17 protein-coding genes and 1 riboswitch are annotated in these 21,827 nt (G+C 43.3%); of the genes, 8 read left to right on the plus strand and 9 right to left on the minus strand.

All coding sequences use genetic code 11. The features are described from left to right. Positions 1 to 5: 5 nt before the first annotated feature. From ACKPCE_RS02325 to ACKPCE_RS02345, 5 genes are all read right to left on the minus strand, one after another. A complete protein-coding gene (locus ACKPCE_RS02325; protein ID WP_319504055.1) occupies positions 6 to 593 on the minus strand; it encodes a DUF3575 domain-containing protein in 588 nt (195 codons plus the stop codon). Between the two features lie 21 nt (positions 594 to 614). Then, on the minus strand, positions 615 to 1,058 hold the full coding sequence (locus ACKPCE_RS02330; protein WP_319504056.1) for a hypothetical protein: 444 nt from the start codon (positions 1,056 to 1,058) through the stop codon (positions 615 to 617). 687 nt (positions 1,059 to 1,745) lie between these two features. Next, positions 1,746 to 2,762: a tyrosine-type recombinase/integrase gene (locus ACKPCE_RS02335; RefSeq protein WP_319504057.1), complete on the minus strand. Its 1,017-nt coding sequence runs from the start codon at positions 2,760 to 2,762 to the stop codon at positions 1,746 to 1,748. Between the two features lie 1,241 nt (positions 2,763 to 4,003). Further along, on the minus strand, positions 4,004 to 6,202 hold the full coding sequence (locus ACKPCE_RS02340; protein ID WP_024995822.1) for a glutamine synthetase III family protein: 2,199 nt from the start codon (positions 6,200 to 6,202) through the stop codon (positions 4,004 to 4,006). Continuing rightward, positions 6,195 to 6,389, minus strand: a complete 195-nt coding sequence (locus ACKPCE_RS02345; protein ID WP_319504058.1) for a hypothetical protein — start codon at positions 6,387 to 6,389, stop codon at positions 6,195 to 6,197. The genes ACKPCE_RS02340 and ACKPCE_RS02345 overlap by 8 nt, the downstream gene beginning before the upstream one ends. A gap of 105 nt (positions 6,390 to 6,494) precedes the next feature. On the opposite strand from ACKPCE_RS02345, the gene ACKPCE_RS02350 reads away from it, so the two are divergent. From ACKPCE_RS02350 to ACKPCE_RS02365, 4 genes are all read left to right on the plus strand, one after another. Beyond that, on the plus strand, positions 6,495 to 6,881 hold the full coding sequence (locus ACKPCE_RS02350; protein ID WP_319504059.1) for a T9SS type A sorting domain-containing protein: 387 nt from the start codon (positions 6,495 to 6,497) through the stop codon (positions 6,879 to 6,881). Positions 6,882 to 6,951: 70 nt separating this feature from the next. Continuing rightward, a riboswitch (TPP riboswitch) is annotated at positions 6,952 to 7,047 on the plus strand. Positions 7,048 to 7,078: 31 nt separating this feature from the next. Continuing rightward, positions 7,079 to 9,304, plus strand: a complete 2,226-nt coding sequence (locus ACKPCE_RS02355; RefSeq protein WP_319504060.1) for a TonB-dependent receptor — start codon at positions 7,079 to 7,081, stop codon at positions 9,302 to 9,304. Next, on the plus strand, positions 9,304 to 9,861 hold the full coding sequence (gene pnuC / locus ACKPCE_RS02360; protein ID WP_319504061.1) for a nicotinamide riboside transporter PnuC: 558 nt from the start codon (positions 9,304 to 9,306) through the stop codon (positions 9,859 to 9,861). The genes ACKPCE_RS02355 and pnuC overlap by 1 nt, the downstream gene beginning before the upstream one ends. After that, a complete protein-coding gene (locus tag ACKPCE_RS02365; RefSeq protein ID WP_319504062.1) occupies positions 9,858 to 10,496 on the plus strand; it encodes a thiamine diphosphokinase in 639 nt (212 codons plus the stop codon). Before pnuC ends, ACKPCE_RS02365 begins: the two co-directional genes overlap by 4 nt. 16 nt (positions 10,497 to 10,512) lie before the next feature. On the opposite strand, the gene ACKPCE_RS02370 is transcribed toward ACKPCE_RS02365, so the two are convergent. From ACKPCE_RS02370 to thrA, 4 genes are all read right to left on the minus strand, one after another. Further along, positions 10,513 to 11,721 carry an MFS transporter gene (locus tag ACKPCE_RS02370; protein WP_319504063.1) on the minus strand — a complete coding sequence of 403 codons (1,209 nt, stop codon included), beginning with the start codon at positions 11,719 to 11,721 and terminating at the stop codon, positions 10,513 to 10,515. Between the two features lie 70 nt (positions 11,722 to 11,791). After that, positions 11,792 to 13,099, minus strand: coding sequence for a threonine synthase (thrC, locus tag ACKPCE_RS02375; protein WP_319504064.1), 1,308 nt, complete (start codon positions 13,097 to 13,099; stop codon positions 11,792 to 11,794). A gap of 5 nt (positions 13,100 to 13,104) precedes the next feature. Then, entirely contained in the window at positions 13,105 to 14,322 is a 1,218-nt protein-coding gene (locus ACKPCE_RS02380) for a cofactor-independent phosphoglycerate mutase (RefSeq protein ID WP_319504065.1), read from the minus strand. Positions 14,323 to 14,326: 4 nt separating this feature from the next. Then, complete coding sequence (thrA, locus tag ACKPCE_RS02385; RefSeq protein ID WP_024995815.1) at positions 14,327 to 16,762, minus strand: bifunctional aspartate kinase/homoserine dehydrogenase I; 2,436 nt, start codon at positions 16,760 to 16,762, stop codon at positions 14,327 to 14,329. A 348-nt stretch (positions 16,763 to 17,110) separates the two neighbouring features. Here thrA and ACKPCE_RS02390 point away from each other — a divergent pair, with 348 nt between their 5' ends. The 4 genes from ACKPCE_RS02390 to ACKPCE_RS02405 all read left to right on the plus strand — a co-directional run bounded on the left by ACKPCE_RS02390 (position 17,111) and on the right by ACKPCE_RS02405 (position 21,801). Continuing rightward, complete coding sequence (locus ACKPCE_RS02390; RefSeq protein WP_319504066.1) at positions 17,111 to 18,154, plus strand: asparaginase; 1,044 nt, start codon at positions 17,111 to 17,113, stop codon at positions 18,152 to 18,154. Between the two features lie 78 nt (positions 18,155 to 18,232). Further along, complete coding sequence (radA, locus tag ACKPCE_RS02395; protein WP_027317736.1) at positions 18,233 to 19,600, plus strand: DNA repair protein RadA; 1,368 nt, start codon at positions 18,233 to 18,235, stop codon at positions 19,598 to 19,600. Between the two features lie 31 nt (positions 19,601 to 19,631). Further along, positions 19,632 to 21,227 carry an NAD(P)/FAD-dependent oxidoreductase gene (locus tag ACKPCE_RS02400; RefSeq protein ID WP_319504067.1) on the plus strand — a complete coding sequence of 532 codons (1,596 nt, stop codon included), beginning with the start codon at positions 19,632 to 19,634 and terminating at the stop codon, positions 21,225 to 21,227. Positions 21,228 to 21,240: 13 nt separating this feature from the next. Further along, entirely contained in the window at positions 21,241 to 21,801 is a 561-nt protein-coding gene (locus ACKPCE_RS02405) for a response regulator transcription factor (protein WP_024995812.1), read from the plus strand. Positions 21,802 to 21,827 lie beyond the last annotated feature (26 nt).

The raw sequence follows: 21,827 nt of genomic DNA on the forward strand, positions 1-21,827 counted from the left end.
CACTCTTATTTTAATAGGTAAACCACCGAAACAGCTGCTTTGGTGGGACCCAAATAATATTTGTAACCTGAACCGGTCTGCTCTCCGCAATGAGCACAGCGGTAACGTGTATAACTGGCGCGAACCCAACCCGCACCTATCTCGGCTTCGATGCCCCAGCGGGGAGAAATCACCCACTGGTAACCGTATGACAAGCCCGCACCTACAGCCGTACCTTCATAACGCCACGAGCGGGTACCTTTATAAATACCCAAAGGCAACTCCGTGTCACCCACGTTATATTCACCAACGAGTGCATGCAATCCCACAAAGTGACCACTGAAAGGTTCGCAACGCCAAAACCTGAGTTCGGGTTGCACCAGCCAGTGTTTGAAACGACGTGTTCTGCCCGAGGAAAACGGATTGTAATGGGTAATCACATCCAAGCTGATTCGTCTGCCCAGCTTTAGTTCCACTCCTAAATTAGGAGAAGCCACCGCATCGGCGGCCAAGTTACTTTTCAATACCAGAACCTGAGCACCAACGGGCAGGTGACAAACAAGGAAGAGGAGCGTTGCCACTCCATATAGAGCTATTCGATTCAGCTTATTCATTATATATACTCATTCGTTGCTTCATTGTTTCAATAATTGTTCAACCGACTTAGAAAGCGAATCCAGACAATCAGATGAATCGGTCGGAAGCGAAATGTCTGACAGCTTAATTTGCGATAGAAAACGGCAAGCCATGTAATTAGTTACTCCCAACTGTTGACCAGCAGCACCGTAACGATCATATATCTCCTTTTCGTCATCAAATGAAAGTCGGACTTCACCTCCACTAACACGCAAAATATCACATAAACTAATTTCACGCAACTCTTTAGTTAGCTCGTAACGGAGAGGCTTATCCGCATCTTGTGATGCGACACGAATAAGGCCTACACGACACAAACGGTCGAGTAAAGTTGCATCCATCAGAAGTTCGTCTTTACCATTCTTTGTATCTGTAGTAGCATCTAGACCATTACTTATTTGCTTTAACAGGGAAATTACCCTGATCATCTCGCAAGTCAGCATAAAGAGCTCTATTTAGTTATCAATAATCCAAATTTTTAAACACAAGGTCATAAGATATAACCAATGCATCCGTTACTTTGAAGGTAACAGAAAAGAGCTGTTTTAGCACGCTCTAGAGTGCTATATATGACGTTCAAAATAGAAGACATAGCCACGGTGAGAATCAATTAATTCACTGGGGAAAGGGGGTTTATATCTTATAAAAAATAAAAAATGATTTCTCTTTTTAGAAAAATCATTTCATTTAGGGGTAACCGATAAAAAGGATATAAAAGTCTAAAAAAACAAACAATGAAAGATATTATATGTTATTTTTTCAAAAAAAAGCACAAGGAAACCCGGATATATAAACCCATTTTGTCTACATATCAAAACATTTTATTTTATAGACGATAACAAACTATAAAACACGTGTCAGGAAACTATAAAATAGATTTAAACTAACCTTTGTAAACGTTTCGAGGCATTTTATTTAAAATTATCGTGATTATATTTGGTTGATAATGAAAATATTTCAATATTTGCATTGGCATACACCACTGTTACCTTCAAAGTAACAGTTTGTAGTACGCAATCATAATACGCTGATATTCAGCAAATTGCCTATTAAACCTATTTTTCTTTTCTATCAACTAAATTCTTCCTAATGTAAAGCTGTCCTTATATCCTGAAGTACGCAATCTTTTTCTAATCGTAGGCCTTGGATTTAAAATTGTTCGTCAACTTTTTAAAATAGTTCGCCTCCGAATTTAAATTCCTGTGCGGCAAAACCAATGAAAGAATCTCCCGATTAGCCCTGCTAAGCGTTCGATTATCAAAAGAAGCCAAGTAGGTATAGGTTACTTTCTCAGAAGAATGTCCCAGCGATTCACTGATCACTGCCACTGGTATACCTTGACGGTAAGCCGCAGTAGCCCACGAATGGCGTGCAACATAAGAGGTCAGATTAATTTTCATACCCAGCAGAGCCGATAAGCGATGTAAATGCAAGTTGTAACGTCGCAAAGCGTTCTGATACTGACGATACCCACTAGTACCTTCTTTTGTAAGAATTGGAAGTAGATAAATACTGCCCACAGCAGATGGAGCGTACTTCCGAAAGATATCCTGCGCACAAGGCTCCACAGCCACCGTAAGTAATCGTCCCGTTTTGCTACGTCGATAGCGAATTATGCCCCTATTGAGATCACTTTTGCGCAACCTGATTAAATCCACAAAAGGAATGCCACGAAGATAGAACGACAACAGAAACAAATCTCTGGCGGTTTCAAGAGTTGAATTACCGCTTAAATCCAGTTCTCTAAGCCGACGTATTACTGAAGGAGATACTGCTCGTTTTTCTGAACTGTCTGTCCCGGTAAAGACTTCATCAAATAAATCTCCGGGAATACGGGCAATACCTTGCCGTACAGCCTGATTACAGATAGAGCGTAGCATACGCATGTAAAGAGAAACAGTATTACGCTTGCACCCCTCTGATAAAAGAAGTTGTTCATAACGTTTCAACAGACCTGGGTTAAGATCTGCAAAAGTAAGCTGCCCATTAGCACTAAATGCTAAAAGGCGGTTCAAAGAACTACGGTAAGCACGAGCTGTTCCGTGACGACCGCTTTGTTCAAGTTCACCGGCCAGTAAAGATACAAAAAAGGTCAGCGTTGTCATTTTGTTTGTTTGTTTGTTTGACGCAAATCCTAGTCTTTTCATTGTAATAATAAATGTTATTAGATATTAGTTTATACAATAGTATAAATTAATGTCAAGCATTCAAAACGTCAACGAATTAGGCCTTATTACGAAATTATTTAACTTATTCAGCAAAAAAAGGTTCATTTGTCCATTTATTGCATGTTCTACTTCATTCAACGAAATTTTTATGAATAAAGTTCTCAAAGTTAGAAAAAAGAGTAGTAACACATGAAAATAAAAAAATTCAGAATAGTTAATTTATAGCTAAAGAAATAGAAAAGGAGCTCAATAACTAATTACGTCATAGCATTAGAGACACAAAAGATGATTAAGGCATATATAGCAAATAAAACAATACATACTAAAAGATAATTCATATTAATTTTTCCAAAAGAAAACATTTAAACAGCAAAAAACGAAGATAAGAATCAACAAGGGGTATCCAGATTATAATTCGGTACTTTATTCAGTCAAATAAAACAGCAAAAGTCTATCTGAACATTCAGTAGAGGTGCTTTCATTAAACAAAGCACTTTGTTTCAAAACACCAAATCCTGAGTTTCGTCGTGGGAAACTCACAGTTTCCTACCCATAAAACTCGGAGTTTTTAACGAGGAAACTCGAAGTTTTACCCCAGAAAACTGGAGCAGCAAGCGTATTTCAGCATCAGAAGAAAGGGATGTAAGCTGAGATGGAAAAGAGAGCTATGCAGATTATGCACAACGTCAAGTCCGAACGAAGGGACAGAAAGTAATGCATATACACATTCAAAAACAGAAAACAAGCATTTCGGTACCAGATTCATTGAAAAGCCTTGAAGCTAAAAAAAGGTTTATCAATGCACAACATCTCATTTTCGACGAGTTATAAAGTCGCTTTTTGCCGTTTTTAATCAAGAAACACTCGGAATAGCTCAAACGTCGTCGCATTTTTAGTTAAATTGGAGTTAATGAATCTATAGTCTTAGTTAAAAGTGATAGATAGTGAGGGTAAAACAGCCTATTTAGTGGTAGACATATTTTACTATCACTCTTCTACATCACCTACTAACAAGGGGTTTCAAGCAAGTTAGTGAGGGTAAGTGAGGGTAAACCACACTTTTTTTCTCTGGGAGAAGAGCCTTAGAAATACGCAAAGGAAATCTGTACGCTTTTTAAAACGAGGCAAACAATCAATATTCCGTATAACAAAAAATAGAAGTGGCCGCGTTACCACAACGCAGCCACCATCCAACAAAAACTAATTAAGAATAATGCAATTTATTTGGAGAATAGCAGTTCCCTGTATTTAGGCAACGGCCATATCTCATCGTCGACTTCAAGTTCCAAATGATCCACATGATCACGGATTTGCTCAAAGTACGGTCTGACGTTCTCTTCATAAGAAAAAGCTTTTTCTTCCTGACTGCTCAAATGATTGGCTGTTTTACGAGCTTCAATCATTTCACGAACCAGTCTTTTTATTTCGGTTACCCTGCGTGATATTTCACGAATCAACTCCTTGCGGTCGTGGCTCAACTCGTTGAACTCTTCCTCGGAGAATACTTCTTTCATTCCGCGCAGGTTATCTAGTAATCTGTTTTGATAGGTAATAGCAGTTGGCACAATGTGGTTGATGGCCAAATCGCCCAACACGCGGCTTTCTATCTGTACTTTCATGGTGTACTTTTCCAATTCCACTTCTACCCTGCTTGCCAATTCGTTTTCGTTGAACACTTTCTCACCGAGCAATACTTTGCGGGCTTGTTCGTCGTTGTACTTCATCAACGCTTCGGGCACATGGCAGATGTTGGTCAATCCGCGACGGGCAGCTTCCTGCTTCCATTCATCCGAATAGCCGTCACCTTCAAAGCGGATCGCTTTTGAAGCCAGAATATTTTCTTTCAGTATGCGGAAGATGGCCTCATCACGTCCCACTCCGGCATCAATCAGCTTGTCTACCGCTGCTTTAAACTCATTCAGCTGATGAGCCATTGCGGCGTTAATGGCAATCATGGCAGCCGCACAGTTCGACGAAGAGCCTGCAGCACGGAACTCGAAACGGTTTCCGGTGAAGGCGAAAGGCGAAGTGCGGTTACGGTCGGTATTGTCGAGCAGAATCTCGGGAATACGACCAATGCCTAGTTTAAGAATCGTCTTTTCTTCGGGTGTCATCTTGGTATTGCCGGCTTGTTCAACCTGCTCAACCAACTCATCGAGCTTATTGGTAAGGTGCTTTCCTAAGAAGATGGAAAGAATGGCGGGCGGTGCTTCGTTGGCTCCCAAGCGATAGCAGTTGCTGGCACTGGATATTGACGCACGAAGCAGGTCTTGATTCTTATAAACCATCATCAGCACGTTGACAATAAAGGTAATGAAGAGCATATTGCCTTTCGGATTTTTACCGGGTGCAAAGAGGTTGATGCCGTTGTCTGTACAAAGCGACCAGTTGCAGTGCTTACCGGAACCGTTAATGCCGCTGAAAGGCTTTTCGTGAAACAATACGTTAAATTTGTGTTTCTGAGCGATGCGTTTCATCAAATCCATGACCAACTGGTTATGGTCATTCGCTATGTTGGCATTCTCAAAGATGGGCGCCAACTCAAACTGATTGGGCGCTACTTCGTTGTGGCGGGTTTTAACCGGAATACCTAATTTGTGGCACTCCAGTTCCAGTTCTTTCATAAAGGCAGTTACGCGAGGTGGTATAGAACCAAAATAGTGATCTTCCAACTGCTGATCCTTAGCCGACGAGTGTCCCATCAGCGTTCTGCCGGTCAGACAAAGGTCGGGACGGGCATTAAACAAGGCACTGTCTACCAAGAAATATTCTTGTTCCCAACCCAGGTTGGTATAAACACGGGCTATGTTTTTATCGAATAGCTGACATACATCGGTTGCCGCCTTATCAACAGCTGCCAATGCTTTCAGCAGTGGTGTTTTATAATCAAGTGCATCACCCGTATACGATATAAATACGGTAGGAATACACAAAGTAGAATCAACAATAAATGCGGGAGAAGAGACGTCCCAAGCGGTGTAACCACGCGCTTCGAATGTATTTCGTATTCCTCCGTTTGGAAAGGAAGAAGCATCGGGTTCTTGCTGAATAAGCAGCTTGCCCGAGAAGCGCTCAATCACTTCGGTATCATCACCAAACTCAATAAAACCGTCATGTTTTTCGGCTGTTCCGTCGGTTAGTGGCTGAAACCAGTGTGTGTAGTGAGTTACATTGAAACTTTTAGCCCAGCTTTTCATGCCGTTAGCAATCAAGTCGGCCATTTCGCGACTAATGGGGGTACCTTTCTCTACAGCATTCAGCACGGCGTTGAACGCTTCACGAGGAAGGTATTCCTGCATCTTTTTACGGTCGAACACGTGTGACGCATAGTAGTCAGACAGTTTGTTCGATGGATTGGTTACCTCTGCGGGTTTCCTGTTTGCCAGCTCTTGAAGAGCAAAAAAACGCATTTTAGACATATAGGGTCTCTTTTTTATTGGTTGTTGCCGCAAAATTATATGTTTTTCCTAATAACCCCCTAATTTTTAGGGGGTTATTTTTATAAATACATAAATTTAATGGAGAACACCCCCTAAAAACAGCTTCCGACATCTCATTGACATATAAATATGCAATTACCATGCTTTGGAAACTATTTATCATCATAAAAGAACTTTTTATGTTTTTTTAGTTGGATATAATGAATCAATCTTCTATCTTTGGCCGAAACATATAATTATTTTTGTTTAACCTATTGCATGTCATTGTAGTATGAAAAAAATAGCTCTCATACTTTTACTTCTCGCCGGCGGATGGAAACTATCCGCTCAAGAGCCGTCTGGCAATGGGTTAGTAGCTGCAAGTGGTTTCAAGAGTTCCTTCCTGATTATTGGCAATACTCCCAATGAGAATATGGCAGAAACCGGTGCTGATATTCGAATTTATTCCAATCCTAAAACTGATCGTATCTGCATAAAAGCCGAATCTTGTATTAAATCCATCTACATATCCGATACAAACGGACGTTTGGTGCTAGTTAACAAACCCATGGTAGCGGGCGAAATAACCATACCAATGAGTGGCCTAAAGAACGGAGTCTATCTGGTTCGCGTCAACTCAGAAAAAGGATGCATGGCTTATACATTCAACAAGTTATAGAGGTGTTGAATCGTTAAATTTGCAATTACATAGAACCATTCTAACTTAAAAGCGTTACTTTTGCAGTAGATTTCAATAAGAGGGGTGCCTTAATAAAACGGGCTGAGATCATACCCATTAACCTGATCCGGATAATGCCGGCGGAGGGATAAAATAGAAAAGTCCCCTTTTCTGTTTAATTTAATTTTTTATTTAAAATGAAAAAGAGAGCTTTAATGCTGGTCGGGATAGCTATTTCCGGCTCCATGAGTTTTGCACAGAAAGTACAAAACGACAGTCTCAAACAAGTGAACCTCCAGGAAGTAGAGGTTGTATCAACGCGTGCCACCGCCAAAACACCGATGGCTTTTACAAACATCAGTAAAGACCAAATAAATAAGCAGAACTCGGGTGTGGACATTCCTTATCTGCTGAGTTTGACACCTTCGGTTCTTACCACCTCGGATGCAGGAGCGGGTATTGGGTATACATCGTTACGTATTCGCGGAACGGACGGCACACGTATCAACGTAACGGCCAACGGTATTCCCATGAATGACGCCGAGAGCCACACCGTGTTTTGGGTGAACATGCCCGACTTTGCATCTTCACTCAAAGATATTCAGGTGCAACGTGGTGCCGGATCGTCAACAAACGGTGCCGGAGCTTTTGGCGGTAGTGTAAGCATGCAAACCGAAGGGGTTTCCATGCAGCCGTATGCGGAATTTAATGGTGCGTATGGTTCGTTCAATACGCACAAGGAAACCGTGAAAGTGGGCACAGGACTAATCAATAAGCATTTTGCTTTCGATGCACGTTTATCGAACATCGGAACCGACGGCTACATTGATAGGGCTTCGGTGGATTTGTATTCGTACTTCCTTCAGGGAGCGTATTTCACTGATAACACGTTAATCAAACTGATTACTTTCAGCGGATTGGAGAAAACATATCATGCCTGGTATTATGCTTCGAAAGAGGATATGAAGAACTACGGACGCCGCTACAATCCTGCCGGAGCTTATACAGATGCCAATGGAAAAGTGGCTTATTATGATGATCAGACCGACAATTATCATCAAACGCATTACCAGTTATTGGTTAATCACACGCTTTCTCCTTCGTGGAGTTTGAACGGAGGTTTGCATTACACTCCCGGCAATGGGTATTATCAGGAATACAAAACCGGACGAAAGTTAGTTGAATACGGACTGAAGCCATACATTGTAGATGGAGTAACAATAGAAAAAAGCGATTTGATACGTCAAAAGAAGATGGACAATGACTTTTACGGGGCTATCTTTTCGCTCAATTATAAAACAGATCAGCTGAATGCTGTTCTTGGCGGAGGATGGAATAAGTATGACGGTGATCACTTCGGAAAGGTTATTTGGGTAAGGAACTACGTCGGTGCATTGAACCCGGAACAGGAGTATTATCGTAATAACGGGAAAAAGACCGACGGGAATCTGTATTTGAAGGCTGATTACAGTGTTAATAAACACCTCAGTTTGTATGGTGACGTACAGTATCGTCACATCAATTACCAGATAAAAGGAGCAAATGATAATTGGGATTGGAATACGGCAGCAATGCAGAAACTAAATGTTGATGAAACATTCGACTTCCTCAATCCAAAAGCTGGTATCAACTGGCAAATCAATCAGAACAACCGGGCTTATGCTTCATTCTCTGTTGCTCAGAAGGAACCAACCCGTAACAATTATACGGATGGTAAAGCGGCTGAACATCCCCAAGCGGAACGACTGCTCGATTATGAATTGGGATACACCTTTGCTAACAGCTGGCTCACCGCAGGTGCTAACTTGTACTACATGGATTACAAAGATCAGTTGGTGCTGACCGGCGAACAGAATGAGATAGGAGAACCAATGGCAGCCAATGTACCCAACAGCTATCGAATGGGTGTTGAGCTGATGCTGGGAGTGAAATTAGGTAAATATGTACGATGGGACATCAACGGAACGTTAAGCAAAAACCGGGTACAAAACTTTACCGAGCTATTGTACGAAAACGAAGAAAAGAATCCTATTGAGATAAAACACGGTGATACACCAATTGCCTTTTCACCTGATTTGATTCTAAATAATTTGTTCAGCTTCAACTATAAGAACTTGGAAGCCGGTTTGCAATCGCAATACGTGAGCAAACAATACATGAGTAATGCCAAACAGGATGAGCACATTCTCGATGCCTATTTTGTAAGTAACCTGAATGTGGCTTATCGTTTCAAACTGGCTCACACCAAATCGGCCAGTGTAGGTTTTACCATCTACAACTTATTCAACGAAGAGTATGAAAACAATGGGTATGCAGGTAGCGGATATTACATGGATAACAACCAAGCCATACGTTACAACTACGCAGGTTATGCAGCTCAGGCGGGTACTAACGTAATGGCCAACTTAACTCTTCGTTTTTAATGGATTACCTTGAAATAGCAGGAACGGTTATCGGCTTACTCTACTTATGGCTGGAGTATAAGGCGAGTATTTATTTATGGATAGCAGGCGTCATCATGCCTGCTATCTACATCTTTGTTTATTACGAGGCGGGACTCTATGCCGACTCAGGAATTAATGTGTATTACTTGCTGGCAGCTGTTTACGGATGGATTATCTGGCAACGGGGCGGAGGTAATAAGAAAGAGCTACCTGTAACGTATACACCGCTACGTGTGTACTTACCACTTGCATTGGTTTTTGTGGTGGCATTTTGGGCCATCGGATGGATTTTGGTGAATTTCACCGACAGCACGGTTCCCTGGCTGGATAGTTTCACCACCGCACTCAGCATTGTAGGCATGTGGCTGCTGGCAAGGAAGTATGTGGAACAATGGCTGGCATGGATTGCTGTTGATGCAGTCAGTTGCGGGCTATACATCTATAAAGGACTTGATTTTACGGCTTTTCTATACGGTCTTTACGCAGTTATAGCTATCTTTGGCTACTTTAAATGGAAGAAAATGATTTCAGCATGAAATACTACCCTTTACTTCGTAGCAATTCTCTCATTGAAACAGTTATTCTGGCCAATGGCGAATATCCTTCTCATCCGCTTCCGGCCGGATTGTTGCAGCAGGCAAGCTTTGTAGTTTGTTGTGACGGTGCAGCAGACGACTATATCTGCCGTGGCAACACTCCCTCTATTATAATTGGCGACGGTGATTCCATATCGCCCAAAAATCGTGAACGGTTCAAAAAGATACTTATCACGAGTACTGACCAGGAAACAAATGACCAGACAAAGGCGGTCGCTTATTGTCTGCAACAGCAAAGGAATCATCTTCTGATTCTTGGAGCCACCGGCAAGCGGGAAGATCACACACTAGGAAACATTAGTTTGCTAATGGATTACATGCATTTGGGAGCGGATGTACAAATGGCTACTGATTACGGTGTATTCACCCCGGTTCAGGGTGATACTTGTTTTGAGTGTGTACCCGGAGAGCAGATCTCTCTCATTAACTTTGGCGCAATAGGCATTAAAGGTGAAGGATTGGTATACCCGCTCAGCGATTTCAGTAACTGGTGGCAAGGTACTTTGAACCAAACAACCGGCGATAGCTTTACCATACAGGCTAAAGGAGAATATCTTATTTTCCGCACCTATTAAGCAGACTGTTCAACGGCTACAAGGGTTTTCCTAAAACCTGCATGGAACGGAAAGCGAACGATAACAGTCCGATAAGACAAAGCAGAAGTCCTGAAATGATAAACATATTACTCAATCCGATGGCATCTGCTATGGCTCCGGCAGCCACCAGCCCGATCATGGATGGCAATAGAGCCAGACTAAGGTAAACGGAGAAAATCCTTCCGAGTATATGGGGTGGTATTTGTATCTGAATAACAGTAATAAAGCATGCGTTATAGATGCTACCCGCTACTCCGCCTGCCAAAGTAAGGAACACAAACGTCCAGAAACCGCTTTCGGGTAATATGCCTGAAAAGTAAAAGCTTAACCCGATCAGTACATACATCAGATTGATAAGGATGACTTTATTTGTTTTAATAGAGAATACGCCCATCACCGCACCTCCCAACAACATACCTGCACCCCATGCAACCTCAACGACACTCATCTGAAAAGCATCTCCCGAAAAGTGCTTCAATGTCATCAAGGGGAAAAGGACTGCTACCGGCATAATGACAAAGGTAGATAAGACCGAAAACAGTACCAGTGGTGTGATGCCTTTTATCTTTTTTACGATGTGTAGTGCTTCTTTTAATTCGATCCAGATACCGGTGCGTTTATTTTCGTCCTGCTCGGGATTGGGTATGCGGACGAAAAGGAGTGATAAGCATGCCATCAAAGCACCTCCTACATCCAACAACAAAATATAGCTAATGTCCATCAGTCCGATAAACAAAGCTCCCAAAGCTGGACCGGCAATGTTACACACCGATTCGAGCATCTGGTTTATACCGGCAATACGGCCCAGCTGATCGGCAGGTGCCAATAGAGGAATAGAGGCTTGCATAGCCGGCATGTGAAAAGCTGATCCGACAGAACGCAATGCCAACAGTACATAGATATGCCAGATTTCGGCCATATGCAGGAAGAAAAGTACCGCAAGAAGGAGTGTACAAAATGCAATGAAAGAATCGGCTGCAATCATGGTTCGTTTCCTGTCCCACCGATCAATATAGACTCCCGCAACCAAACCAATAACCGATTGGGGAAGCAAGGCGGCCAAAGCTGATAAAGCCAATACTTCAGCCGAACCTGTTTCAAAGCTTAGCCATAAAATTAATGCAAAACTAACGATAGAGCTACTTAGAATGGAGAATAATTGCCCCGTCCATATAATGCCAAATACATTTTTCCAGTTACTCATACCTGCTAGTCATAAAAAAATCTCGCCCGGCAATATGCCGAACGAGATTTCAAAGATATTTGATTTGTGCTTAAAGTTTCAATAAATAAGCTTTAAAATCTGCAAATTCTTTACTCAACGGCAAGCTTTGCTTTTCTCCTTTCATAAATTCCTGCAACTTGGCGGGAATAGTTACCTTGTTTTCAATAATACTTTCTACTGTTTCAAGGAACTTGGCCGGATGAGCTGTTTCCAGAAATACGCCGGTTTCTCCTTCCTTTAATCCTTCTTTCAAAGCACGGAAGCCACATGCTCCGTGCGGATCAAGTAAATAACCTGTTTGCTGATAAGTGGTTTTCACCGTTTCACGAATTTGCTCATCAGTATAGGTGGTTCCCGAGATATCACGGCAGATAGCTTCGTGAGATTCTTTATACAGATCGAGTACACGAGCAAAGTTACTGGGATCACCCACATCCATTGCATTGGCTATCGTAGCAACCGACGGACGGGGGTTGTATTTTCCGGTTTGCAGATACTGGTAGAATATATCGTTCTTATTGTTGGCTGCAATGAAGCGAGACACAGGCAAGCCCATCTGCTTTCCAAACAAGCCGGCTGTAATATTACCAAAGTTACCACTTGGTACACATACCACAACCTTTTTATTGTCTGCTTGTCCCATCTTTTTCAGTTGTGCATAAGCATAGAAATAGTAGAATGCCTGCGGTAGGAAACGAGCCACATTGATGGAGTTGGCCGAGGTAAGCAACAAGTGATCGTTCAGTTCTTTATCCATAAAAGCCGACTTCACCAGTGCCTGGCAATCGTCAAACGTACCGTCAACTTCCAGAGCTGTGATATTTTGTCCCAATGTAGTAAACTGCTTCTCTTGTATTTCACTTACTTTTCCTTTGGGGTAAAGCACGTAAACGTGAATGCCTTCTACACCGAGGAAGCCATTAGCCACTGCACTGCCGGTATCTCCCGAAGTGGCAACCAATACGTTCACATCTTTCTGACCTTCTTTGCGGATAAAGTAGCTCAATAGCCGGGCCATAAAACGACCGCCAACATCCTTGAAAGCAAGAGTGGGTCCGTGAAACAACTCAAGCGAATAGATGTTTTCTTCCACCTTCACCAAAGGAACATCAAAATTGAGCGTATCGTACACAATGTCCTTCAATGTGTCTGCCGGAATGTCTTCACCAAAAAAGGCATCAGCTACACGATAGGCTATCTCCTGAAAAGACAGGTTTTCAATGTGATCGTAGAAACTTGATGGAAGAGCTTTGATCGCTTCGGGCATGAAAAGTCCGCGGTCTGAAGCCAATCCTTTCACTACCGCTTCTTGCAAGGAAACCGACTGGCTTTGTTTATTTGTACTGTAATATTTCATAGCTGTTATTTGTTTGCAAGCATAAACGTTTTCATAAATTCATCCTCCTTCAACAATCCGTAGCTTCCTTCACAAGCAGCCACTTCATCATAAGTCTGCACGCTATCGGCTTCAATTCCCGGATACCAAATCAAGAAAGGAATCGGATCTTTTGTGTGTGTTCTAAGTTCGCAGGGAGTAGGGTGATCGGGTAAGACGGCAATCGCAACAGGTTCATCCCAGTCTTTAACAGCTTCGTAAATGGGGCCGACTGCCCGACTATCCAAATTCTCAATCGTTTTAATTTTCAAGTCCACATCTCCTTCGTGGCCGGCCTCATCACTGGCCTCAATGTGAAGATAAACAAAGTCGTCCTTTTTCAAAGCATCCAGTGCAGCAGCCACTTTGTTTTCGTAGTTTGTATCGTACAAGCCGGTTGCTCCTTCTACCTCCAAACGGCGAAGTCCGGCATAATAACCAATCCCCCGAATCAAGTCGACCGCCGAGATAACCGCTCCCGACTTTATACCGGGAAAAGTATCCGACAATGTTTCCATTTGAGGACGGTAACCTGGCGACCATGGCCAGATACTATTGGCCGGATCCTTGCCATCCGCTATTCGTTTCAGGTTGATCGGGTGGTCTTTCAAAAGTTTCTGAGACTTCAAGATCAGCTCGTTAATCAACGAAGCCGTATCTTCAGCCTCTGCCTGCAAAGGTTTTACCAGTAGCGGGCGGAACGGTTGCAACGGCACATCGTGAGGCGGCGTGCAGTCTAACTGCTTATTTCCACCTTTGATAACCAATAGATGCCGGTAAGAAACTCCGGTATGAAAGCACACCTTGTCACTCCCCAACTCCTCCTGCAAATATTGAATAAGCACATCAGCCTCTTCCGTCGAAATATGACCGGAAGAGTGGTTTTTAATAACCTCTCCATCTATGCAGATCAGGTTACAGCGCATGGCCATCTCTCCCGGTTTGAGATCAATACCAATACTTGCCGCTTCGAGCGCTCCCCTGCCCTCGTACACTTTAGGGAGGTTGTAACCCAGAACTGATAAGTTAGCCACTTCGCTGCCCGGATGGAAGCCATCGGCTACGGTTTGCAGCCTACCGTTGCGTCCCATCCGGGCGAGCATGTCCATATAAGGCGTCTTCGCATATTGCAGGAGCGTCTTGTCTCCCAGAGACTTCACAGGCCAGTCGGCCATGCCATCTCCCAATATAATAATATGTTTCATCTCATTAAACATTAGCTATACTCATAATATCTGCAAATACGCCGGCCGCTGTAACGCCTGCACCGGCTCCGTATCCGCGAATCATCATCGGATATTCTTTATATCTTTCCGTTGTCAGTAAGATGATGTTGTTGCTTCCCTCCAGTCCATAAAACGGATGAGAAGCATCGACTTCCTGCAAACCGACAGACGCTTTACCATCTTCCAAACGGGCTACGAAACACCAATGTTTCTTCTCACTTTCAAGCAACTTGCGTTGTGCTTCAAAGTTGGCGTCAAGCGTGGAAACCCGTTTCCAAAAGTCATCCAGCGAGCCTTCAAAATATTCGGCCGGTACAAACAGGTGCTTTTCCACATCCTCCTGTTCCAAACGATAACCCGCCTCACGCCCTAAGATCACTAATTTGCGAATAACGTCTTTCCCGCTCAAATCAATACGGGGATCGGGTTCGGAGTAGCCTTCTTCTTTCGCCATCTGAATGGCTTTGCTGAAAGGAATATCAGCACTGATTTTATTAAAGATGTAGTTGAGCGTACCCGAAAGAACCGCTTCAATCTTTAATATTTTATCACCGCTATTGATTAAATCATTAATCGTATTGATAATGGGTAATCCGGCCCCAACATTGGTTTCGAAAAGGAACTTCACTCCCCTGTGACGTGCCACTTGCTTAAGTTCACGGTAATTGTCATATTTCGAAGAAGCCGCAATTTTATTAGCAGCCACCACCGATATATTGTGTTGCAGGAAGTCTTTGTATAAAGCTGCAACTTCAGCATTAGCCGTACAATCAACAAATACCGAATTGAAAATATTCATTTTTATCACCTCATCGTGAAATATCTTGGGAGAGTTCTTGATACCCTTCTCTTTCAGTTCAACACGATAATTGGAAAGGTCTAGCCCTTCTCGGCGAAACATGGCAAATGAGCTATTGGCTATACCCACCACATTCAGTTTCAACCCGTTTTCCTGCATCAACTTCTGTTGCTGGCAACGTATTTGTTCGATAAGACTATCACCTACAGTACCTATTCCACAGATAAACAGGTTCAAAACCTGATATTCGGAAAGGAAAAAAGAATCATGAATCACATTCAGTGATTTGCGCAGCGATTTGGATTCGACTACAAACGAAATATTGGTTTCCGAGGCTCCTTGTGCACAAGCAATCACATTGATACCGTTACGTCCTAACGTACCAAATAGTTTACCCGCAATACCGGGGGTGTGTTTCATATTCTCACCGACAATGGCTACGGTAGCCAAATCTTTCTCAGCACATACGTGACCAATTTCGCCCATTTCAATTTCTTTGGCAAACTCTTCGTTTAATACCTCACAAGCTAAATCAGCATCGGCATTTCGCACACCGATAGAGGTACTGTTCTCCGAAGAGGCCTGAGATACCAGAAACACACTGATTCCACTCTTTGCGAGAACTTTGAAGATGCGATAGTTTACACCGATCACTCCAACCATTCCCAAGCCTTGCACAGTGATAAGGCTTGTATCGTTAATGGAGGAAATACCCTTAATGGCCTTACCTAGGGGACTGCTCACTTGTTGTTTGATGATGGTACCAACTGCTTCGGGGTTGAATGTATTCTTTATCAGAATAGGAATATTTTTGTGGCAAACCGGATAAATTGTTGGTGGATAAACCACTTTGGCTCCGAAGTTACACAGTTCGGTTGCCTCCACATAACTCAGTTCGGTTATTGTATAGGCAGTACTGATCACGCGAGGGTCGGCAGTCATGAAGCCGTCAACGTCTGTCCATATCTCCAGACCCGAAGCGTCAAGCGCAGCAGCAATGATAGCAGCCGTATAATCAGAACCTCCACGTCCTAAGTTAGTTACATCACCAGTCACCTTGTCGGACGAGATAAAGCCCGGAACCAATGACACGTTGGGTAATACTTTAAACGTTTCTTTAATCAATTTATTGGTAAGTTCCGCATCAAGCATGTGTCGTGCATGTTTTCTTTCGGTTTTAACGAAGCTACGCGAATCAAACCATACCGCATCCTGAATTAATGCTGCCACTATAATAGAAGAAAGCCTCTCACCGTAGCTGACAATCATATCAGAAGTTTTCGGAGAGAGGTCTTTTATAAGGTAGATACCCTGAAAGATATCTTTTAATTCATTAAGGAGTTCACCCACACGGCGCTGCAAATCCTGCTGCTGCTCTCCGGACGGAATAACGGCTTTTATCATTTCCACATGGCGGAATACAATTTCGCGGAACTCTCCTTCATAACGAGAATCACCGGCAGAAGCCATTTTAGAAGTATTGATTAATTGGTCGGTCACACCACCCAATGCTGAAACGATCACGATTACAGGCTCTTCTGCTGCCTCTACTATTTTCTTTACGCTTAAAATGCTGTTCACGGAACCTACGGATGTTCCGCCGAATTTCATTACTTTCATGAAGATGCTAATTTAAGTACACTAATTCCCTCAAAAGGAAATTCAATGACGATTAAAATAAGATTTATTGAAATTGCCTGCTATTGCAAGCGTGTATCACGTAGAAACACAAATACTATCCCTAACCCCTAAGGGTTGTGGTGCACATGGATGTGGTTGTATGTGGATAGTAATGAACCATTCTCTTTGTTTCTATTATCGTTTTTGATAAGTGTTGCAAAAGTAAGAATAAAAACAATCAATTTATAACTTTTTGCCTTATTTTTCTTATAAAATAATTTTAGCCTTACAAAATGTCATTGATAACAAGATTAATACTATATTTGCAAGCCAGATAACAGTACAATTATGCAAGGAAAAGCGCAAAATACTTCCGTATTGCTAATTTACACCGGTGGAACCATCGGTATGATTGAAAATGAAAAAACCGGAGCGCTCGAAAATTTCAACTTCGAGCAGCTCAGACATCATATTCCTGAGTTGAAACAACTCAATTTCACCATCGATTCTTTGCAGTTTAATCCTCCTATGGACTCATCCGACATGGACCCGGAGATCTGGAAAAAACTGGCACAGATCATTGGCGAGAACTATGACAATTATTTCGGTTTTGTGATTCTTCACGGTACGGATACAATGGCTTATACGGCATCGGCATTGAGTTTTATGCTGGAAGGGCTAAATAAACCTATCATTTTTACCGGTTCACAGCTTCCCATAGGCGTACTGCGTACGGATGGCAAAGAAAATCTAATGACCAGCATTGAAATTGCAGCCGCACATGATACCGAAGGCAATCCCATTGTACCCGAAGTATGCATCTTTTTTGAAAATCACCTGATGCGTGGTAACCGTACCACCAAGATGAATGCCGAAAATTTCAATGCATTTCGTTCTTCCAACTACCCCATACTGGCCGAAGCAGGTATTCATATCCGTTTCCACCGCATGCATATTCATCAATACGAAGAAGGCAGGCAGTTAAAGGTGCATACCTGGCTTAACAGTAACATCGCTGTATTGAAACTCTTTCCGGGCATACAAGAAAACGTAATGGCGGCTACCTTGGCTATTGACGGACTAAAAGCATTGGTACTGGAGACTTACGGATCGGGTAATGCTCCCAGCAAACCGTGGTTTATCCGGTGCCTGAGTGAAGCCTGCGCCAAAGGCATTGTCATAGTCAACGTAACGCAATGCAACGCCGGCACGGTGGAGATGGAACGCTACAATACCGGTTACCAATTATTGCAGGCAGGGGTTGTTAGCGGATATGACAGCACTACAGAATCGGCCGTAACCAAACTGATGTTTCTAATCGGACACGGATACTCTCCCGAGGAAATCAGAGAACGAATGAATCACTCATTGGCAGGAGAAATCACAGTTTAACAGATTCAAGGCAAGTACCCATCTTCATTCTGATTATTTTCATTACTTTTGTCATTGTTCTACAAATAGAGAAATTGAATGGCAAAGGAAAAGAGCGTTTATGTGTGCAGCAACTGCGGACAGGAATCACCTAAGTGGATTGGGAAATGTCCCGGTTGTGGAGAATGGAATACGTATGTGGAAGAAATCATCCGCAAAGAAAGCGGACCGAAAAAGGTTTCAACCGGTATGGAAAGCGTAAAAACCCGCCCCATTACGCTCAACGAAATCGAAGCGGCCGATGAGCCTCGTATTGATATGTACGATGAGGAGTTGAACAGGGTTTTGGGAGGCGGATTGGTGCAAGGTTCGCTGGTGTTGATAGGTGGTGAACCGGGTATCGGAAAGTCGACCTTGGTTTTACAAACCGTGCTTCGCATCCCCGAAAAACGCATTCTGTACGTATCCGGTGAAGAAAGCGCGCGTCAGCTTAAACTCAGAGCCGACCGCTTAGGAAGTGCTTCGGGTGAATGCCTCATTGTTTGCGAAACATCACTGGAGCAGATATATGTTCACATTAAAAATACGCGTCCCGACCTTGTTATTATCGACTCCATACAAACCATTTCGACAGAGATACTTGAATCTTCGCCCGGAAGTGTAGCACAGGTTCGTGAATGCTCCGCGTCCATTCTCCGCTTCGCCAAAGAGAGTCATACACCCGTTATCCTGATCGGTCACATCAATAAGGAAGGAAGCATTGCCGGTCCCAAAGTGCTGGAACACATAGTCGATGCGGTCCTTCAATTTGAAGGAGATCAGCATTACATGTATCGTATTCTCAGAAGCATCAAAAACCGATTTGGCAGCACGGCCGAGCTAGGCATTTATGAAATGCGGCAAGACGGGCTCCGACAAGTAAACAATCCTTCCGAATTATTGTTATCACAAGATCACGAAGGGATGAGCGGCGTAGCCATTGCATCTGCAATTGAGGGTGTTAGGCCTTTTCTGATAGAGACACAAGCTCTTGTTAGTTCGGCTGTTTATGGGAACCCGCAACGATCGGCAACAGGCTTTGATCTACGAAGAATGAATATGCTATTGGCCGTTCTTGAAAAGCGGGTGGGCTTTAAACTGGCTCAGAAAGATGTATTTTTAAACATTGCCGGAGGTATAAAGGTGAATGATCCGGCCATTGACCTGGCAGTTATTAGCGCCATACTGTCTTCCAACATGGATACAGGGATAGAGAGTGGCATGTGCATGGCCGGTGAAATAGGATTATCAGGAGAGATAAGACCCGTAAACCGTATTGAACAACGCATTGCTGAAGCCGAAAAATTAGGTTTCCGTCAGTTTGTTCTTCCCAAATATAATTTGCAGGGCATTGACACCAAACGGATTAAGATTGAGCTTATTCCTGTTAGAAAAGTAGAGGAAGCATTCCGGGCTTTGTTTGGATAAACCGGAATTTTATTTCATATATAAATTTAGAATGATACAAGAATACCAACTTAGAATTCTGCCAGAGCAGGCAGCCAACGAGCAGGTACTGAAGCAGTACATTGCCCGTGAAAAGGGTGTGAAACCAGATACGATTTATGCCATTCGCATACTAAAGAGAAGCATCGATGCCCGACAACGAACCATCTACCTCAATCTGGGTGTACGTGTTTACATCAACGAAATGCCTTCGGGGGATGAATTTCAAATAACCGAATACCGGAGTGTTGAGAATAAGCCACAGGTAATCGTGGTAGGTGCAGGACCCGGCGGACTCTTTGCAGCGCTGCGTCTCATTGAGCTAGGGTTGCGTCCTATCGTAGTGGAACGGGGAAAGAGTGTACGCGACCGGAAATCAGATATAGCCCTTATCAGTAGGGAGCATATCGTTAATCCTGAATCGAATTATAGTTTCGGAGAAGGCGGTGCCGGTGCGTTTTCCGACGGAAAGCTATACACTCGCAGCAAGAAACGAGGCAATGTAGATAAAATATTAAATGTGTTCTGCCAACACGGAGCCAATCCGGCTATCCTGGCCGACGCTCATCCGCATATTGGGACTGACAAATTACCCAAAGTCATTGAAAATATGCGTAACACCATTCTGACCAACGGAGGTGAAGTGCACTTCGAAACACGTATGGATGCACTGATTATTAAGAATAACAGAGTGGAAGGGATTGAAACAAATACCGGCCAAACATTTCTCGGACCGGTTATACTGGCTACCGGACATTCAGCGCGCGACGTATATCGCTGGTTAGCCGAAAACAACGTTCCCATTGAAACCAAAGGACTGGCAGTAGGTGTTCGCTTGGAGCATCCTTCCGAACTGATAGATCAGATTCAATACCATCGGAGAGAAGGCCGCGGCTCATATCTTCCAGCTGCCGAGTACAGTTTTGTCACCCAAATAAAGGAAAGAGGTGTATATAGTTTCTGCATGTGTCCGGGTGGCTTCGTTGTACCAGCCGCAAGCGGTCCCGAACAAGTTGTTGTCAATGGCATGTCGCCCTCCAACCGAGGTTCTAAATGGAGTAACTCGGGAATGGTGGTTGAAATACGACCCGAAGATACAGAGGTCGACCAATGGCTCGTGGCCAATGGCAAGGCCGATAAAGTAGAAAGTGTTTTAAAACTGATGCACTTTCAGGAAGAGTTAGAAAGGCAAAGCTGGCTGCAAGGAGGCATGAAGCAAACGGCACCGGCGCAACGTATGGTCGACTTCACCAACCGCAAGTTAGGAGTCGACTTGCCGAAGTCTTCGTATAGCCCCGGCTTACTTGCCTCACCGCTTCATTTTTGGTTGCCCGATTTCATCTCAAAAAGGTTGGCACAAGGATTTTTGCAGTTCGGAAAAAGCTGTCATGGCTTTTTAACCAATGAAGCTGTAATGATGGGTGTTGAAACACGAACTTCATCACCCATACGAATTGTGCGCGATAAAGAAACAATGCAACACATCACCATAGCAGGCCTATTCCCTTGCGGAGAGGGTGCGGGATACGCAGGAGGTATCGTATCAGCGGGCATGGATGGGGAACGATGTGCAGAAGCCGTTGCTGCCTTCCTGAACAATCCGGCTTAAATAGAATGCTCTTATGGAAATAGCAATCATCAACCCCGATACATTATCGGCTATCGGACTCAAAAAGTTGCTCAGTGAAATAAGCGAGGAATTTATTATCCGTACGTTTGCCGACTACGGTACATTTGCCGATGATACCCCTGATATGTATACGTGGTACTTTGTTTCTTCGCAAACCTACGTACTGTATAATTCATTTTTTCTCCCCCGCAAAGAAAAAACGGTTATTCTGATGCACGGCATAGGACTCAATACCGCATCGGGCGGAAATCATATATTGAATATTTTCCTTCCGGAGAAAATGATGAAAGCTGAATTAAGCAAATTCTTCTCCGATAGCATTCCACTCCCTCCTCCGCACGAGGAGGCTGAGCTATCGGCACGCGAAATAGAAGTGCTTGTTCTCATCACCAAAGGGTATATAAACAAAGAGATAGCCGATAAGCTGAACATCAGTCTCACGACGGTTATCACTCACCGCAAAAACATCACTGAAAAGCTGGGAATCAAATCGGTTTCCGGACTTACGATGTATGCCGTAATGAACGGATATGTAGAAGCAGACCGTATATAATCCTCATAAATTAGGATTGTATAGCC

This window comes from Bacteroides graminisolvens (genome assembly GCF_963666085.1).
Lineage (GTDB): Bacteria > Bacteroidota > Bacteroidia > Bacteroidales > Bacteroidaceae > Bacteroides > Bacteroides graminisolvens.

Bases quoted from the DNA above. Each gene is read 5' to 3' on its own strand.
- thrC (WP_319504064.1), bottom strand. From the start codon at position 13,099: ATGAAATATTACAGTACAAATAAACAAAGCCAGTCGGTTTCCTTGCAA.
- ACKPCE_RS02350 (WP_319504059.1), top strand. From the start codon at position 6,495: ATGAAAAAAATAGCTCTCATACTTTTACTTCTCGCCGGCGGATGGAAA.
- ACKPCE_RS02365 (WP_319504062.1), top strand. From the start codon at position 9,858: ATGAAATACTACCCTTTACTTCGTAGCAATTCTCTCATTGAAACAGTT.
- ACKPCE_RS02335 (WP_319504057.1), bottom strand. From the start codon at position 2,762: ATGAAAAGACTAGGATTTGCGTCAAACAAACAAACAAACAAAATGACA.
- ACKPCE_RS02330 (WP_319504056.1), bottom strand. From the start codon at position 1,058: ATGCTGACTTGCGAGATGATCAGGGTAATTTCCCTGTTAAAGCAAATA.
- ACKPCE_RS02380 (WP_319504065.1), bottom strand. From the start codon at position 14,322: ATGAAACATATTATTATATTGGGAGATGGCATGGCCGACTGGCCTGTG.
- ACKPCE_RS02355 (WP_319504060.1), top strand. From the start codon at position 7,079: ATGAAAAAGAGAGCTTTAATGCTGGTCGGGATAGCTATTTCCGGCTCC.
- pnuC (WP_319504061.1), top strand. From the start codon at position 9,304: ATGGATTACCTTGAAATAGCAGGAACGGTTATCGGCTTACTCTACTTA.
- ACKPCE_RS02370 (WP_319504063.1), bottom strand. From the start codon at position 11,721: ATGAGTAACTGGAAAAATGTATTTGGCATTATATGGACGGGGCAATTA.
- ACKPCE_RS02390 (WP_319504066.1), top strand. From the start codon at position 17,111: ATGCAAGGAAAAGCGCAAAATACTTCCGTATTGCTAATTTACACCGGT.
- ACKPCE_RS02400 (WP_319504067.1), top strand. From the start codon at position 19,632: ATGATACAAGAATACCAACTTAGAATTCTGCCAGAGCAGGCAGCCAAC.
- thrA (WP_024995815.1), bottom strand. From the start codon at position 16,762: ATGAAAGTAATGAAATTCGGCGGAACATCCGTAGGTTCCGTGAACAGC.
- ACKPCE_RS02340 (WP_024995822.1), bottom strand. From the start codon at position 6,202: ATGTCTAAAATGCGTTTTTTTGCTCTTCAAGAGCTGGCAAACAGGAAA.
- ACKPCE_RS02345 (WP_319504058.1), bottom strand. From the start codon at position 6,389: ATGATGATAAATAGTTTCCAAAGCATGGTAATTGCATATTTATATGTC.
- ACKPCE_RS02405 (WP_024995812.1), top strand. From the start codon at position 21,241: ATGGAAATAGCAATCATCAACCCCGATACATTATCGGCTATCGGACTC.
- radA (WP_027317736.1), top strand. From the start codon at position 18,233: ATGGCAAAGGAAAAGAGCGTTTATGTGTGCAGCAACTGCGGACAGGAA.
- ACKPCE_RS02325 (WP_319504055.1), bottom strand. From the start codon at position 593: ATGAATAAGCTGAATCGAATAGCTCTATATGGAGTGGCAACGCTCCTC.